Below are 15,502 nucleotides of genomic sequence, written 5' to 3'. Positions count from 1 at the left end.
CCGCCCCTTCGGTGCGTCGTCGATGCAGTGCGCTGAGCTGGGTGAATACTGTGCGTAGTGTGGATGGCGCGGCGTGTCGTCCACAGGGCCTCCGGAGGTGCCCCCGCCCGGCCCACGCTGCCTGCATGACCCGTACCGACCCCGCCCGGCTCACCGTCCGGTCCCCCGCCGACCTCATCGCCGCCGTGCCCTACCTGCTCGGCTTCCACCCCGCCGACAGCGTGGTGGTGGTCGCCCTGCAGGGCCGGCGGATCGTCTTCGCCGCCCGCGCCGACCTGCCCGGTCCCGGCGACGACCCGCTGGACCCCGCCGTTCACCTGGCCGGCGTGATCGCCCGGCAGGGGGCCGAGTCCGCCACCGTGCTCGGCTACGGCGACGCGTCGGGGGTCACCCCGGCCGTCGACGCGGTACGCGACTCGCTGGCCGAGGCGGGGCTGGCCGTCCTCGACGCGCTGCGGGTCACCGGCGGCCGATACTGGTCGTACCTGTGCGACGATCTGGCCTGCTGCCCGCCCGACGGCACCCCGTACGACACCGGCACCAGCGAGGTCAGCGCGGCGGCCGTCTTCGCCGGCCAGGTGGCACTGCCCGACCGGGCGGCCCTGACCGCGCAGGTGGCCCCGTTCGGCGGGCCCGCGCGGGTGGCGATGCGTCACGCGGTCGACCGCGCCGACCGCAAGCTGGACGCTCTGATCACCGCAGCCGGCGAGGCCGACCTGCTCGGCGGCCGGGCGTTGCGCCGGGCCGGCATCGACGCCGTCCGTGCCGCCCTGCGGGCGAGTCGCCGGGGCGAGCGGCTCACCGACGACGAGGTGGCCTGGTTGACCCTGCTGCTGACCCACCTGCCCGTCCGCGACCACGCCTGGGAACGCACCGACGGGCGGGACCGGGACATCGCCCTCTGGACGGACGTCCTGCGCCGGGCCGAGCGGGATCTGATCGCCGCCCCGGGCTCGCTGCTCGCCTTCGCCTGCTGGCGGGCGGGGCAGGGGGCGCTCGCGGCGGTGGCGCTGGAACGGGTGCTGGAGGCGCACCCGAGCTACTCGCTCGGCCTGCTCCTCGACGACCTGCTGCGCCGCGGGGTGCCGCCGTCGCGGCTCGACGGCTGGCCGGCGAACCGGCCCCCGGGGGTGCTCCGTCGCCGTCGACGTCGCCGTGGTCCCTGATCCTTCAGGCGGGTGCTGGTCGGCCCGCCCGTCGTGTTCGCTGGCCTGCTGGTGGAGTTGGCGCGCCGGTCCCTCCTGACTGTGTCGTCGCCTGCGACGGGTCCTTGATCGTCTGCTGGAAGGTGAGACGACGCGCCGGCGGGAGTGTCCGAAAACGACAGACGATCATGAAAGTGCTCGTCGGGTGAGCCGGGGAGGCGGCCGGCAGGACGGGCGGCAGGAGCCTCCTGCCGGGCGTCCTGCCTGGTTCGGGCGTACCACCGTGGGTTGACTCTCAGTCATGAAACGAACCTGGAAGGTGACCTCCCGCGTCCTCGCCGCAGGGGTCCTCGCCGGTGCCACGGCGCTGGCCGGTCCGGGGGCGGCCCCCGCCCCCGCGCAGGCCGCCCCCGCTCCCGGCGCGGAGGGCACGACGATCCTCGACCTGATCCCGGGCGGCACCCGGGACAGGATGGTCGCGCAGGTGCCGCTGGTCGACGCCGCGACCGGGCTGCGGGCCGCCGTGGAGCGGGGCCCGGCACGCGGGTACGCCGGGATCGGGCTGGTCGGCGACCACGTCACGCTCTGGTGGAAGGGTGGCCTCCCGGCCGACGTCGCCTCGGCCGTCGCCGTCGCCCGCCGGATCGCGCCGGTCGAGGTCGCCAAGGCGACGTACGCCAGGACCGAGCTGGCCGCCGCAGCCGCGCGGGTCGCGCCCGTGGTGGATGGCGACGCGGGCGACTCGGCGTACGACGTGCGGTTGCGTACCGACGGTTCGGGCATCGAGATCGCCGTCGACGACGCCGACGCGGCGCTGCCGAAGCTGCCGGCGACCGGGGTGCGCACCACGATCGTCGAGCGGGACCGGCTGGTTCCCCGCTCCCGCGAGGACGACTCCGCGCCGTGGAACGGCGGGGCCCGGATCTGGAACGACTCGGGCGCAGGCTGCACCGTCGGCTTCGGTGTGCGCGAGGTGGCAACCGGCACCAACCACCTGCTCAGCGCCGGGCACTGCGGCTCGGTGGGGTCGCAGTGGAGCGACGGCCAGGGCGAGCCGATCGGCGTGCAGACCCACAAGAACGCCGACCACGACACGATGCTCATCGGCACCGCGTCGGCCGGCGGCTGGCTCTACGTGGGCGGCTCGAACGACGAGGTGAAGGCCCGGGTGGTCGGCTGGACCGAGGTGTTCCCCGGCCAGCTCCTCTGCCAGTCCGGCGCGACGTCGGCCTGGGAGATCGGCGTCCCGGTCTGCAACCTTGAGGTGCAGTTCCACTACGACGACCGGGAGGACCTGGTCGAGGCCACCCAGCTCGACGGCGACGAGTCGGCCCGCAGTGGGGACAGCGGCGGCCCGGTGTACGCCGTCAACGCCAACGGCACCGTCCTGGCCGCCGGCACCACGACCCGTTCGGCGGGCCCCGGTTTCGGCTTCCAGGACTTCGCCACCGCCCGGGACGACTTCGGCGACATCGTGCCGGTCACCGGGACGGCCGCCACCTGCCGGGTGTCCTTCACCGTCGTCAACTCCTGGGGCACCGGGTACGAGGCGGCAGTCACCGTCTACAACGACGGCCCGCAGGTCACCGGCTGGAACGTCGGCTGGACGTTCGGCGGGAGCCAGGTCGTGCAGGGGCACTGGAACGGCGTCTTCCAGCAGACGGGCGCGTCCGTGACGGTCACCAACGAGAACCACAACGCGACGATCCCGTCCGGTGGATCGGTGAGCTTCGGCTTCACGGCTAGCGGGTCCGCCACCAACCCGGCCCCGTTCACCCTGAACGGCGCCACCTGCTCCTGACCCCAGCTACCCACCACGGGTGGGTCCCACCGGGCGGGCACCCGGTGGGACCCACCGTTCTGCCGGCCACGCCGAACCCTCCGCACCGAACCGCCCCCGTCCGCGCCGCCCCCGTCCGCGCCGAACCGCCCGCTGCGCCGCCCCCGCCAGCGCGCGCCGCCTCCGCCCGCGCGCCCCGGCCGCCCGGGCGTGAGAAGGGGGCCCTTCTCTACCTCAGGCGTTAACAGGGGGCCCTTCCTTACTCCTCCAGCGCGAGGAGTTCGCGGGCGTAGATGCGGGTCAGGCCGTGGAAGGCGTACCGGTCGCCGCGGGGCAGCAGCAGGCCGGCGTCGACCAGATCCTCGGCTGCGGCCGCCGCGCTCTCGACGTCGACGCGCGTGACGGCGGCGAGCAGGCCGGCGTCGAACTCCGTCCCCGGCACGAGGGACGCCCGCCGGAAGACCCCGGCGACCGTCGCGCCGAGCCGGCGGTACGACACGTCGAACGCCGCCCGGATGTCGAGGTCCCCGGCGGTCAGCGCGGTCAACCGGCGGCGCGGGTCGGCGAGCTGGGCGACGAGCTGGGCGACGGGCCAGCCCGGCCGGCTGGCCAGCCGGTTTCCGGCGACCCGGATCGCCAGCGGCAGCCGGCCGCAGAGCTCGACCAGCTCGGCCGTGCCCGTCGGGTCGGCGGCCAAGCGGTCCTCGCCGGTGATCGAGGCGAGTAGCCGCCAGGCGGCGTCCGGGGCGAGCAGCCCGACGGTGACGCGGACGGCCCCGGTGAGCCCGGTGAGCGGTCGCCGGCTGGTGACCAGGGTCAGGCAGTGCCGCGCGGCCGGCAGCAGCGGGCGTACCTGTGCCTCGTCGGCGGCGTCGTCCGCCACGATCAGCAGCCGCCGGTCGCGGGTGAGGGTGCGGAACAGCCGGCCCCGCTGTTCCGGCGGCCCGGGGATGGCCTCCTCGGGCACGCCGAGCGAGCGCAGCAGCCCGGCCAGCGCCTCGGCCGGGTCGACGCTGCCGGCGAGCGCGGCACCGGTGAACGCCCCGCCAGCGGACGCCCCACCGGCGGATGTGCCGTCGGTGAATGCCCCGTTGGTGGGCCCGGTGTGGGTGGGCGCGGTGCCGTGCAGGTCGAGGAAGAGCTGGCCGTCGGTGAACGCGGCGCCGAGGCGGTGCCCGGCGGCGACGGCGAGGGTGCTCTTGCCGGTGCCGGGCGGGCCGTGCAGCACGACGACGGAGGCGGTGGTGGCGCTGCCGTCGGTGACCCCGCTGGTGAGTTGGGCCAGCACGGCGAGCTCGGCCTGCCTGCCGACGAGGCTCGGCACGGCGGCGGGCAGCTCCGAGGGGACCACCGGGGACGCGGCGACGCCCCCGGGGCCGGGTGGCGGGCGGTGGCCGGCGCGGGCCAGACCGACGAAGCGGTCGCGGTCCACGCCCGCGAGGCCGAGCGCGTCGGCGAGCAGCGCGACCGTACGACGCTGGGGCGTCCGGACCCGGCCGCGTTCCATCTCCCGGATGGTGCGGACGCTGGAGCCGGACGCCTCGGCCAGCTCCTCCTGGGTCAGGCCGCGGGTGCCCCGCAGCGCCCGGAGCCACTGCCCGAAACCAGCTCGATGTTGCATGCCGACGCGCATGTCCCCCCACAGCCGTTGACACGTCCGCGCTCACTGAGCGTGTGTCGATCGTGGCACGGTGCTTTGGCGCGGCGGTATCCACAGTGGCGTGAGCATCGCCATAACAACCGGTGAGTAACCGGCCGACGCCGGCGATGCCGGTCAGGCCCTGCCGGCGTCGGCCTGCCCCGGCGGCCCGATGCGGTGGGCGCCCGTGTAGACGTTCATGGTCCGGCCGCGCAGGAAGCCGACGAGGGTCATGCCCGCCTCCTCGGCCAGGTCGCCGGCCAGGGTGCTGGGGGCGGAGACCGCCGCGAGCAGCGGCACCCCGGCCATCCACGCCTTCTGGGTCAGCTCGAAGCTCGCCCGCCCGGAGACCAGCAGCAGGTGCCCGGCCAGCGGCAGGCGGCCCTGCCGGACGGCCCACCCGACGACCTTGTCGACGGCGTTGTGCCGGCCGACGTCCTCGCGCAACACCACCAGTTCCCCGTCGCCGGTGAACAGGCCGGCCGCGTGCAGCCCGCCGGTGCGGTCGAAGTGACGCTGGGCGGCGCGCAGCCGCTCCGGCAGCTCGGCCAGCAGGGCGGCCGGCACGGTGAGCGGGTCGTCCGCGACGACGTACGGGGAACGGGTGCGCACCGCGTCGATGCTGGCCTTGCCGCAGACCCCGCAGGAGCTGGTGGTGTAGAAGTTGCGGGTCGGGTCGGCGGCCGGCTCGGGCACGCCGGGGGCGAGCACCACGTCGACCACGTTGTACGTGTTCGGGGTATCCGGGCCGGCGCAGAGCTGGGCGGTGCGCACGTCCGCGTCGCCGCGGATCAGCCCCTCGGTGAGCAGGAAGCCGATCGCCAGGTCCAGGTCGTCGCCCGGGGTGCGCATGGTGACCGCCAGCGGCCGCCGCCGCCCCGACCCACCCGGCCCGACCCGGATCTCCAACGGCTCCTCGACGGAGAGGCTGTCCGGCCGCCGGGTCGCGACGCGGGCCGGCTCGGCGGCGTCGAGGTCGATCCGCAGCACGTTCCGCCGGTCAGTCGCCCGTCCCATCCCGCCATCCTGCCCGACCGGCCGCCGTGGCGAGGCGCGGACCCTGGCTGCCGCCGGCCGTGGCGGCGAGGCTTGTCGCCGGGGATGCAACGGATCCGGCGGCGATCCCGTAGCAGGGGTGTCCGAGTGGCAAGCGGGGACGAGAAGAGGTGGGTGGCCTGTGAAGCGGCCTTCCGAACGGGATCGCGAGTTCACCGAGTTCGTGACAGCCCGGCGCGCCGCACTGGTGCGCGTGGCGACGCTGTTGGTCTCCGGTGACCTGGCCAAGGCCGAGGACGTGGTGCAGACGGCGCTGACCCGGCTGTATCTGGCGTGGCCGAGGGTGCGGCCGGACACCGCGTACGCGTACGCCCGGCGGTGTGTCGTGAACGCGGCGACGGACGAGCGCCGCAGCCTGTTCCACCGGCGGGAGCGGGTGCACGCGCAGCTGCCCGACGTCGTCGCCGGCGAAGAGCCGGGCGGCGACGAGGCGAGGGTCCTGGCGTTGCTGGCCACCCTGCCGGCGGGCATGCGGGCAGCGGTGGTGCTGCGGTACGTCGAGGGGCTCAGCGTCACCGAGGCCGCCGACGCGATGCGGTGCAGCGAGGGCAACGTCAAGAGCCAGAGCGCCCGGGGGCTGGAGCGGCTACGGCGGCTCCTCCCCACGCACACGTACGACTACGCCTGATCCGACCCCTGATCCGACTGAACGAAGGAGTTACCGACATGTCAGACGTCATGGACGTCCTGCGGACCCTGCCGGGTGCCGTCACGCCCGACCGGACCGACCCGGACGTGGTCGCCGGGGACGTGGCCCGGGGGCACCGGGCCCTGACCCGCCGCCGGCGGCAGCGCTTCGCGTGGTCCGGCGCCGCCGTGGCCGCCGTCGCCGTCGCCGTGGTGGGCGTGGGGCAGTTCGGCGGGGCCACGCCCACCACCACGGCCGCGCACGGGCCCGCCCCGACGGGGACGCAGGCGGTCCGGCTGCGACTCGTCGCCTACACCGGCGCCCAGCCGGTCGGCTTCAAGGTGAGCACCGTGCCGCAGGGCTGGCAGGTGGTCTCGTCGGACCGGAGCATGTTCGCGGTGACGCCGCCCGGCCAGCCCACGGCCCCGCCCGGCCCCGGGCGCGCCGTCAGCCTCCAGGGCAGCATCGCGGTGTCCCTGCAGAGCCTGTCCCGGCTTCCCGAGGGCGCGCCCGTGACGCGGGTCGAGGTCAACGGCAGGGCGGGTCAGCTCGGCTTCCCGTGGGAGGCGAAGGGCAAGCTGTCGGACATCCGGTGGCTGATCTTCCCGGACGCCTCGGGACGGCAGGTCCTGGTGCAGGTCCCGGCGGCGCTGGGCCTCGGCGACGACCAGATCGTCCGCTTCGCGGAGGGCGTCACCGTCACCGCCGAGGCGCAGACCGTGGGCGGCTGATCCACCAGCCTGCACGGCGGCCAGCGCCTCGACGGACCTCGGGGTTCGGGTCAGGCGTTCGGTGACTTGCCGAGGCTCACACCGTTGGCCGCTCCGACCGAGTTGACCGGACCGCTCTGGGTGAGGGTCCGCCCGAAGCAGACCGACCACGAGTTCGCCCCGACCCCCGACGACGAGCAGACCCAGTCGCCCAGGTAGCCGCCCGAGGAGGTGTACAGGTCCATCGCCGCTGTCACGGAGTAGAGGCTGGAGCGGTTGTTGCGCACGATGACCGCCGCCTGGACGGCTCCTCCGCCCGAGGACCTGATCGCGCAGACCTGCGCGAGCACGTCGGTGACCACCGTCTTGGTGCTGGCGCAGTGCCACGTGCTGGGGCTGGAGGTGATCGGGTTGGTGTTGCCGTAGGCACGCCAGGAGCCGGCTTCCGTGGCCGCGGCGGGGCCGGCCGTCGCCAGGCTCAGCCCGAGAACGGTGCTTGCCACGGCCGTGGATCGCACGGCCATCCGGGTGACTCCCATGTGTATCCCCTCTCGGCTCCGATGGAGATGGAACTGGGGCTGGAGCCTAGCGGGGCGTCCGATTTCGGTGGGACGCGCATTTTACATTGACTTTTCCTAATGATTTTGGTTGCCGGTCGGTTCCTCCGCCTCACCGGAGAGGGCCTCGGCCTCACCGGCCAGGACGCTCTCCAGCCAGCTCGCCACGAGTTCGGCGACCGCGTCCGGCGGGGGCATGGCGATGCCGACCGCGTTCTCGCGTCGCCACAGCTCGAAGATCACCCGCTCCTGCGGTTCGACGACGGTGTGGCCCCCGTCGCGCAGCGTCTCCACGTGCCCCTGGGTGGTCTTCTTCGTCCACATCGACCTGTTCATGCTCGGGAAGAAGATCGCCGGGCGTTCGCTGGCCAGCAGGGCGGTCTGCGCGGGGGTGCCGGCCAGGCCGAGCGCCGCGGCGGCGATCGTGCCGGCGGTCGCCGGCAGGACCACGATGCCGAGCGAGCGCCTGGCGAACTCGGTCGGGTTCAGCTCGGGGTCGCCGCTGGCGTACACCTCGTCCGCGTACCAGGCGGCGACCTGGGGCTGCACGAACCGCTCGGCGCTGGCGGTGAGCAGCACCCGCAGCGGCAGGTCGATCTCCTGGCGCAGCCAGGAGAGGTAACCGGAGGTGGCCATGGCGGCGCTGGAGCCGCAGATGATCACCGAAAGCGCGTCGTCTCGCATCCGGACAGCGTCGCGGCGCGGGGACGCCGGGGACATGGGGGAACGGCCCCATCTTCGCCCCCGCCCACAGACGGGAGTTTGGGGGCCGTCCCCCATGCCGTCGGGCATGCCCGGCTGGCAGGTTCGTCCTCAGCCGGCCGCCCCAACGACCAGCCGGCCGAGGAGGTGAACGGAAATGAAGAAGATCACGATCCGCAAGACGGGCTCCATCAAGCTCACCACGTCGGCGCCGCTGTACTGCACCGACTGCTGCTGACCGGTTCGGCCGTCCCGGCCCCCGAGCCGGGACGGCCGTCGCCGGGTCCACCCCTGGGAGGCCCCCACCCGCAAGGCCCGGTCCACGCGCTGGAGGAGCGATGTCAAGCACCCGCCTGGAGTTCCATCCGCTCACCTACGTGCCGGAGCGGGACGGGGTGACGGTCGGCCGGGTCGACGCCGCGTCCTTCGCCCTGCTGCCCGAGGACGGTGTCGCGCTGCTGCGCCGGCTCGCCGACGGGATGCCGGTCGGTGAGGCCGAGCAGTGGTACCGGCACACCTTCGGCGAGCCCGTCGACATGGCCGACTTCGTCGACACGCTGCGCGAACTCGGCTTCGTCCGCGCCGACGGGGAACCGCCGGCCACCGCGCCGGAGGTACGCTTCCGCCGGCTCGGCCGGGCCGCCTTCTCCCCGCCGGCCTGGGCCGCGTACGCGCTGATCGTGGTCGCCGCCGCCGTGGCCATGGTGTCCCGGCCGGAGCTGCGGCCGCACGCCTCGAACGTCTTCTTCGTCCCGTCGCTGCTGGCCGTGCAGCTCGGGCTGGCCCTCTGCCAGTCACCGGCCATCCTGTGGCACGAGTGGTACCACCTGCTCGCCGCCCGCCGGCTCGGCCTGCCGACGAAGCTGCGGGTCGGCCGCCGGCTCTACTACGCGGTGGTTGAAACCGAACTGGACGCCCTGCTCACCGTGCCGGCCCGGCAGCGCTACCTGCCGATGCTGGCCGGGCTGCTGGCCGACGCGGTGCTCTTCGGCGCGCTGGTGCTCGTGGCCTGGGCCGGCCTGTCCGACGGCCTGTCCTGGCCGGGACGGCTCGCGCTGGCGGTGGCGTACACGGTGCTCCTGCGGATGTCCTGGCAGTGCTACGTCTTCCTGCGCACCGACCTGTACTACGTGGCGACCACGGCGCTGGGCTGCACCAACCTGGACGAGGTGAGCCGCGCCTGGCTGCGCGACCGGCTCGCCTGGCTGCCCGGGGTGCGCCCCGCCGGGCGGCCCGACGACGACTGGTCCCCGCGCGACCGGCAGCTCGCCCCCTGGTTCGCGCTGATTACCTGCGGGGGAGTGGCGGCGCTGCTGATCACCGTCACGCTGTGGACCGCGCCGCTGGTGCTGGAGTTCGCCTCCCGGGTCTTCACCGCCCTGGCGCACGGCTCGCCCACCGGCCCCGGCTTCTGGGACTCGGTCGGCTCGCTGCTGCTGGTCACGTTCGAGATCGTGCTGCTGCCGCTGCTCGCCGGGCGTACCCGACGGCGGGCCGCCCCCGCCGCGGAGCCGACGCCGGCCGGCTGACGGCCCCGCCCGGCCGCCTCCCCACCGACACCCCACCGCGAACCAAGGCCCCACCCAAGCGAGGAGCAACGGCATGACTGCACACCAATGGCGGATCGGGCCGGCGTCGGTCGACGGCGAGCAGGTCGATCTCGCGGTCGACTGCCATCGGGGCCTGCGCGGCCCCTACACCGGGCTGGGCAGCGTGCTGCGGCAGCTCGTGCCGCAGGCGTACGAACGTTGGCCCGACCTCGTGCAGCGGCACCTGACCGAGATCCTGTCGGCCGCACCGGAGCTGCGCGGGACGATCGACGCGGCCCCCGAGACGCTCACCTCGCTGGCGGTGCCCGAGGAGCGGACCCGGATCTACCCGGCCAACCGCACCCGCCGGCTGGCGCACGGCGCGACGGAGTTCCTCGCCGGCCACGCCACCCGCGCCGGCCGCCTCCCGCTGCGGCTCGCGTTCGACCGGGTGGACCAGGCGGACCCCACCGACCAGGAGTTCCTGGCCATCTTCCTGCGACGGGTGCGACCCGACGTGGTGCGGGTGCTCGTCGGCACCGACGGCGCACCGCTGGAGCCCGAGCTGACCGGCGCCCTCGACCGGTACGCCGACCGGCTGCCGGAGCTGCCCCGGGCCGCCGGCCCGGCCGGGCGCGGGCCGGAGGAGCTGCTGCGGGCGTACGTCGACGCCGACGGCACCTCCACCGACCCGGCGGAGTCGGCCGCGTACCGGCGGGCCGACCCGCAGGCGCGGACGGCGCTGCACGACGCGCGCGCCGCGCTGCTGCGTGCGCGGGGCGAGTGGAGCCTGGAGCTCGGCGCGATCCCCTGGCACCTGGAGCGGGGCAGCGACCCCGCCGGGGCCGGCGCGGAGGCGTTGTACGAGGCGGCACGGCACTGCGGCGCGCTGGGCTACTACCACGCGGTGATCGACTACGGGACCCGCGGCCGGGCGATCGTCGACCCGGACACGCAGATGGAGCGGTTCTGGCTGCTCAGCACGCGGGCGAGCTCGGCCATGGTCGTGCTCGGCCGCACCGTCGAGGCGGAACCGACCTACCTCGACCTGCGTAGCCGCTACGCGGACCCCGAGTTGCAGATGTCCACCGGGTACGCGCTGGCCATGCTCTACACCCGTTTTCATCCCGAGGAGCTGAAGGATCACCACCTGGCCCGGGGCTACATCAACAACTCCATCGCGATCGCCTCGCTCCTGCCCGACCCGCAGAAGCGCGCCTTCCACTCGGTGTTCCAGAACAACGGGCTGGCGCTGATCGAGATGCGGCTCGGCCGGGTGGCGGCGGCGCTGCGGCTGGTCGACGACGGGCTCGACCGGCTCGACCGGGAGCTGCCCGGCGACAAGCACCGGCTGCACCGCTCGGTGCTCGTGCACAACCGGGGCAAGGCGTACCTGGCCCTGGGCCGGTTGGAGGAGGCCCTGGTCGACCTGACCCGGGTCATCGAGCTGGACCCGAACTACGCCGACTACTACTTCGACCGGGCCGACGTGCGGCGGCGGCTCGGCGACCTCACCGGCGCGGTGGCCGACTGCGACACGGCGATCAGCCTGTCGCCGCCGTTCTTCGAGCTGTACTACAACCGGGCGGACCTCAAGGCCGAGCTGGGCGACGCGGCCGGGGCGATCGCCGACTTCGGCTACGTGGTGGAGCTGGAGCCCGACCAGCTCGACGCCCGGGTGAACCTGGTCAGCCTGCTGCTCGACGACGGGGCTGTCGACGCCGCCCGCCCGCACGTCGAGGAGGGGCTGCGGCGGCACCCCGCCGAGGCCCGGCTGCTGCACCTGCGGGGCGTGCTGGCGCTGGCCGACGGAGCGGAGGCGGACGCCCGCCGCTACCTCGACGAGGCGCTGGCGGCCGACCCGGGGCTGGTCGCCGCGCTGGCCAGCCGGGCCGCCCTCGCGTTCGACGGCGGGGACCACGGCAGGGCCGTCGCCGACCTGACGACCGCGCTCGCGGCGGACGGCGACAACCCGGACCTGCTCTACAACCGGGGGTTCGTCCACGAGGCGGCCGGCCGGTGGGCGGAGGCGGTCGCCGACTACGACCGGGCCCTGGAGCTGCCCGGCGCGGACCGGGCGGAGCTGATCGGCCGGCGCGCCCGCTGCCAGGCGGAACTCGACGGGACCGCCGCCGGCGGGCCCGGCGGGGCGGCCGGGCGGCCGGACCTGGCCGGCGCGCGATGACCACCACGGTCCCCCACCGCGCGACGACCGAACGGGACCGGGCCGTCCCCGCCGGCGGCCCGGAGCCGGACCGGGCCGCTCCGGTCGGCCCGGGGCCGGACCGGGTCGTCCCGGTCGGTGGGCCGGAGCTGCGGGAGTTCATGCGGAACTGGGCCACCGGCGTGGCGGTGGTCACCAGTCGCGCGGCCGGGCACCCCGTCGGCTGCACCGTCAACGCGTTCACGTCCGTGTCGCTGCGTCCGCCGCTGCTGCTCGTCTCGCTGGCCCGGACCAGCCGCACCCTCGCCGCGATCACCGCCGAGGGCGGTTTCGCGGTGAACCTGCTGGGCCGCCGGCAGCGCGCGCTGGCCGACCGGTTCGCCACCGGCGTCGTCGAGGACCGGTTCGCCGGGGTGGCGTACCGCGCCCTCGACGGGATGCCGCTGCTCGACGGGGCGATGGCGGCGGCCGTGTGCGCGGTGACCCAGCTGATCGCCGCCGCCGACCACGTGCTGGTGCTCGGCGCCCCGTACTGGTGCGAGGCCACGGGCGACGCCGACCCCGCCGTCTTCCTCGGCGGCCGCTACCGGACGGTCAGTCCGGCCTGACCTGCTCGCGGACCCGGGCGGCGTAGCGGCTCAGCGCCGCCCGGTTGGCCTGCTCGGTCTTGGCGATCAGGCTCGCCACGTGCTTTTCCACGGTGCGCGGCGAGATGAACAGCTCGCTGGCGATGCGCCGGTTGTCGGACCAGTCCGCCATCAGCTGGAGCACCTCGTACTCCCGCTCGGTCACGCCGATCATCCGCAGCGGCTGCGGGACCCGGCTCCCGGTGCGCCGGTGCGGCACCACCACCCCGAGGTCGCGTAGCTGGGCCCGGCAGGCGCGGGCCGGCGCCGGCACCCCCGCCAGCCGGAAGTACTCCTCCGCGCCGCGCAGCCAGTCGACCGGCTCACCCCACCGGTCGGCGTGCGCGCAGGGTGCGACGAGCCGCAGCCCGAGGTGGAGCGCGACCGGGTGGGCAGGGGCCCGGCGGAGGGCCGCCACCGTCGCGCCGGCGGCCTCCCGGTCGCCCCGCCGACCCAGCAGCACCGCCCTCGCCAGCAGGGCGAACTGCCGGTTCCAGTGCAGCCGCCCGGCGGGCGTGCCACCGGCGTCGCCGCGGCGCACCCCGTCGGCGTCGCCGCGCAGCACGGCCAGCAGCAGGGCCAGCCCGTGCTGGCCGGCGAGCGGATAGGGCGCGGGACAGCCGGCGTCGTACGCCGCCGCCCGGTCCAGCTCCCGGCGCGCCCGCACGGGGTCCTCCTCCAGCAGCGCGCACACCGCCCCGGCCATGCCGTACGCGAGGGCCGCCGCCTCCCCGCCGTCGCCCGGCAGGCCCGCCAGCACCGCGTCCAGCTCGTGCCGTCGCCCGCGGTGCCCCGCGCAGACAGCCCGGACGAGCGACAGCAGCGGCCCGGACTCGCCCAGCCCGAGCCGCTGCGCCTCGGCCACGCACTGCCCGACGAGCCGCTCGGCCCCGGCGTACTCGGCCCGCAGGGCGAGGTCCCAGGCGAGCCGGACCTCGACCGCGTGGCGCAGCGCGTGGGCACCGAGCTGCCGGGCCCGTTCCGCGCCGCGGGCCAGCCCGTCGGCGTCCCCGGTCAGCAGCCACCGCTGCTCGGCGAGCAGGACGGCGGCCCGGGCGCGCCACAGCGGCAGGTGGTGCCGCTCGGCGATCCGGCGCATCCGGGTGAAGCAGGGCTGGGCCCCCTCCGGCCCGGTCCGGCGGGCCAGCACGCCCCGCGCCTGCCAGCCGAGGCAGGCGATGCCGGGCAGCCCGGCGCTCTCCGCCGCCGCGGCGGCGCGCGTGGCGAGCCGGGTGGCCCGCCCCGGGGCGTCCAGGCCCAGGTGTGCGGCGACGGCGTCGACCGGCGCGGTCTGCCGCTCGGACGCGCCGGGACCGAGCAGCGTCCGGGCGGATTCGAGCTGCGCGGCGGCGTCGGCGCGCCGCCCGGCGAGCAGGGCGAGCCTGGCGAACAGGACGTGCACGGCCGCCAGCCGCTCGGGCGGGACCGCCGGGTGGCACAGGTCGTCGAGGCTGTCGAGCAGCCGCAGCCCGCGCCCGGCCTCGCCGCTCTCCAGCAGCGCGCACAGCAGCTCGTGCAGCACGTCGGCGCGCAGTGCGACGTCGACCCCCGCCGTCGCCAGCCGCCACGCTTCGTCGAGGGTCGCGGCGGCCGACCCGAGCCGCCCGGCGTTGAGGTCCCGACGGCCGGCGAGGGCGAGCAGCCGTACGGCGCCCGGCACGTCGCCCGCCAGCCGGGTGAGCCTGGCCGTGAACCGGCACCACTCCCCGGGCAGGCCCGGGTGCAGCTCGTTCACCGCGTCCACCGCCTGATCCGCGAGAGCGGCCTGGTCGGTGGGGGTGAGCTGGCCGAGCAGGGCGACGGCGGTGGTGGTGGTGTGGAACGCGTACCAGTCGTGGTCGCCGCCCTCGGCGGTGACGAGGCCGGCAGTGACCGCCGCGCGCAGGTGCCCGAGCAGGTCGTCCTGCCCCATCTTCAGCGCCAGGCCGAGCACGGAGACCGGGAACCGCTCGCCGATCACGGCCGCGGCGGTGAGCAGGTGCCGCCCGGCGGGGCCGAGTCGTTCGGCCTGGTCGGTGACGCTGCGCCGCACGGTCGTCGGCACCTCGGTGCGTACGCCGTCGACCAGCCGGCACCCGTCGGCCTGCACCACCAGGTTGCCGCTGTCCAGCATGGCGCGGAGCAGCTCCGCAGCCAGGAACGGGTTGCCGGCGCTGTCGCGGCAGAGCCGGTCGAGGACCGGCTCCGCTATCCGCTCGGCGTCGAGGCCCAGCCGGGACGCCACCAGCAGGCGTACGGCGTGCCGGCCCAGCGGTCCGAGGCGCAGGACCGTGCCGCTGTACCGTCGGCCCAGGGCCTGCGCCAGGTCCCACGCCGGCCCCGGCTCGGCGCGGAGGGTGGCCAGCAGCAGCGTGCCCTGGTCGGCGAGGTTGTCGGCCAGGTACTCCACCACGGCCAGGGTCGCCGGGTCGGTGTCGTGCAGATCCTCCAGGGCGAGCAGGCAGCCCCGCCCGGCCCCCGTGACCGAGAGCAGCCGCAGCACCGCCTCGGCGAGCAGCACGGGCGACGGGGAACCCGCCGCACCCGCCGCCAGGTCCACGGGGATGAGCCGGCCGAGGGCGGACCGGTAGGGCCGCAGGCTCGCGTGTTCGAGGACGGGCCCGGTGCGGGACAGGGGGGCGAGCGCCTCGGTCAGGGGGCGCAGCGCCACTGCCCGGCCGGTCGAGCCGGCGCGGCCCAACAGCACCGCCATGCCGGCCTGCCGCCCGTGGTGCGTCGCCTCCAACGTCAGTCGGGACTTCCCCAGGCCGTCGCCGCCGACCAGGAAGATCGCTCCGCCGCAACCCGCACGGGCCTGCTCCAGCGCCTCGCGCAGCAGCGCACGCTCGGAGTCCCGGCCGACCAGCACGGGCAGCTCCGGGTGGTGGTCACCTGCTGACATGTGCACCTTCCGTCCACCTCGAAGAACGTCCCGCCCGGCTGAAGGAGCGGTCGTGACCGGCCGGACCGAGGAGTGGGGCGGACAT

12 protein-coding genes are annotated in these 15,502 nt (G+C 75.4%); 7 read left to right on the top strand and 5 right to left on the bottom strand.

Going from position 1 to position 15,502, the window contains the following annotated elements:
• Window positions 1–125: 125 nt before the first annotated feature.
• Complete coding sequence (locus tag O7633_RS18705; protein WP_282323349.1) at window positions 126–1,166, top strand: DUF4192 domain-containing protein; 1,041 nt, start codon at window positions 126–128, stop codon at window positions 1,164–1,166.
• Window positions 1,167–1,446: 280 nt separating this feature from the next.
• A complete protein-coding gene (locus O7633_RS18700) occupies window positions 1,447–2,946 on the top strand; it encodes a cellulose binding domain-containing protein (RefSeq protein ID WP_282323348.1) in 1,500 nt (499 codons plus the stop codon).
• Window positions 2,947–3,184: 238 nt separating this feature from the next.
• Here O7633_RS18700 and O7633_RS18695 read toward each other — a convergent pair whose 3' ends face one another.
• Both O7633_RS18695 and fdhD read right to left on the bottom strand, forming a co-directional pair.
• Window positions 3,185–4,546 carry a helix-turn-helix domain-containing protein gene (locus O7633_RS18695; protein ID WP_278130378.1) on the bottom strand — a complete coding sequence of 454 codons (1,362 nt, stop codon included), beginning with the start codon at window positions 4,544–4,546 and terminating at the stop codon, window positions 3,185–3,187.
• 153 nt (window positions 4,547–4,699) lie between these two features.
• Window positions 4,700–5,581: a formate dehydrogenase accessory sulfurtransferase FdhD gene (gene fdhD / locus O7633_RS18690; RefSeq protein ID WP_282323347.1), complete on the bottom strand. Its 882-nt coding sequence runs from the start codon at window positions 5,579–5,581 to the stop codon at window positions 4,700–4,702.
• 118 nt (window positions 5,582–5,699) lie between these two features.
• On the opposite strand from fdhD, the gene O7633_RS18685 reads away from it, so the two are divergent.
• Both O7633_RS18685 and O7633_RS18680 read left to right on the top strand, forming a co-directional pair.
• On the top strand, window positions 5,700–6,248 hold the full coding sequence (locus O7633_RS18685; RefSeq protein WP_348776296.1) for a sigma-70 family RNA polymerase sigma factor: 549 nt from the start codon (window positions 5,700–5,702) through the stop codon (window positions 6,246–6,248).
• A gap of 38 nt (window positions 6,249–6,286) precedes the next feature.
• Window positions 6,287–6,979: a hypothetical protein gene (locus tag O7633_RS18680; protein ID WP_282323346.1), complete on the top strand. Its 693-nt coding sequence runs from the start codon at window positions 6,287–6,289 to the stop codon at window positions 6,977–6,979.
• 50 nt (window positions 6,980–7,029) lie between these two features.
• Here the strand turns inward: O7633_RS18680 and O7633_RS18675 are convergent, their stop codons facing one another.
• Entirely contained in the window at window positions 7,030–7,461 is a 432-nt protein-coding gene (locus O7633_RS18675) for a hypothetical protein (RefSeq protein ID WP_282323345.1), read from the bottom strand.
• Window positions 7,462–7,593: 132 nt separating this feature from the next.
• Entirely contained in the window at window positions 7,594–8,199 is a 606-nt protein-coding gene (locus tag O7633_RS18670; protein ID WP_282323344.1) for a flavoprotein, read from the bottom strand.
• A gap of 356 nt (window positions 8,200–8,555) precedes the next feature.
• On the opposite strand from O7633_RS18670, the gene O7633_RS18665 reads away from it, so the two are divergent.
• The 3 genes from O7633_RS18665 to O7633_RS18655 all read left to right on the top strand — a co-directional run bounded on the left by O7633_RS18665 (window position 8,556) and on the right by O7633_RS18655 (window position 12,518).
• On the top strand, window positions 8,556–9,746 hold the full coding sequence (locus O7633_RS18665; protein WP_282323343.1) for a hypothetical protein: 1,191 nt from the start codon (window positions 8,556–8,558) through the stop codon (window positions 9,744–9,746).
• 73 nt (window positions 9,747–9,819) lie between these two features.
• Window positions 9,820–11,931 (top strand): tetratricopeptide repeat protein, encoded by a 2,112-nt coding sequence (locus tag O7633_RS18660; RefSeq protein WP_282323342.1) that lies wholly within the window; start codon window positions 9,820–9,822, stop codon window positions 11,929–11,931.
• A complete protein-coding gene (locus tag O7633_RS18655) occupies window positions 11,928–12,518 on the top strand; it encodes a flavin reductase family protein (RefSeq protein WP_282323341.1) in 591 nt (196 codons plus the stop codon). The genes O7633_RS18660 and O7633_RS18655 overlap by 4 nt, the downstream gene beginning before the upstream one ends.
• Here O7633_RS18655 and O7633_RS18650 read toward each other — a convergent pair.
• On the bottom strand, window positions 12,505–15,417 hold the full coding sequence (locus tag O7633_RS18650; RefSeq protein ID WP_282323340.1) for an AAA family ATPase: 2,913 nt from the start codon (window positions 15,415–15,417) through the stop codon (window positions 12,505–12,507). The two genes, O7633_RS18655 and O7633_RS18650, sit on opposite strands and share 14 nt — an antisense overlap.
• Window positions 15,418–15,502 lie beyond the last annotated feature (85 nt).

It is taken from the genome of Micromonospora sp. WMMD712, assembly GCF_029581295.1.
GTDB lineage: Bacteria > Actinomycetota > Actinomycetes > Mycobacteriales > Micromonosporaceae > Micromonospora > Micromonospora carbonacea.
This window is presented reverse-complemented; position numbering and strand designations above follow the sequence as displayed.

What these genes read in the sequence shown, in the direction of transcription:
- O7633_RS18705 (WP_282323349.1), top strand. Translation starts at nt 126, where the DNA reads ATGACCCGTACCGACCCCGCCCGGCTCACCGTCCGGTCCCCCGCCGAC.
- O7633_RS18700 (WP_282323348.1), top strand. Translation starts at nt 1,447, where the DNA reads ATGAAACGAACCTGGAAGGTGACCTCCCGCGTCCTCGCCGCAGGGGTC.
- O7633_RS18695 (WP_278130378.1), bottom strand. Translation starts at nt 4,546, where the DNA reads ATGCAACATCGAGCTGGTTTCGGGCAGTGGCTCCGGGCGCTGCGGGGC.
- fdhD (WP_282323347.1), bottom strand. Translation starts at nt 5,581, where the DNA reads ATGGGACGGGCGACTGACCGGCGGAACGTGCTGCGGATCGACCTCGAC.
- O7633_RS18680 (WP_282323346.1), top strand. Translation starts at nt 6,287, where the DNA reads ATGTCAGACGTCATGGACGTCCTGCGGACCCTGCCGGGTGCCGTCACG.
- O7633_RS18670 (WP_282323344.1), bottom strand. Translation starts at nt 8,199, where the DNA reads ATGCGAGACGACGCGCTTTCGGTGATCATCTGCGGCTCCAGCGCCGCC.
- O7633_RS18665 (WP_282323343.1), top strand. Translation starts at nt 8,556, where the DNA reads ATGTCAAGCACCCGCCTGGAGTTCCATCCGCTCACCTACGTGCCGGAG.
- O7633_RS18660 (WP_282323342.1), top strand. Translation starts at nt 9,820, where the DNA reads ATGACTGCACACCAATGGCGGATCGGGCCGGCGTCGGTCGACGGCGAG.
- O7633_RS18655 (WP_282323341.1), top strand. Translation starts at nt 11,928, where the DNA reads ATGACCACCACGGTCCCCCACCGCGCGACGACCGAACGGGACCGGGCC.
- O7633_RS18650 (WP_282323340.1), bottom strand. Translation starts at nt 15,417, where the DNA reads ATGTCAGCAGGTGACCACCACCCGGAGCTGCCCGTGCTGGTCGGCCGG.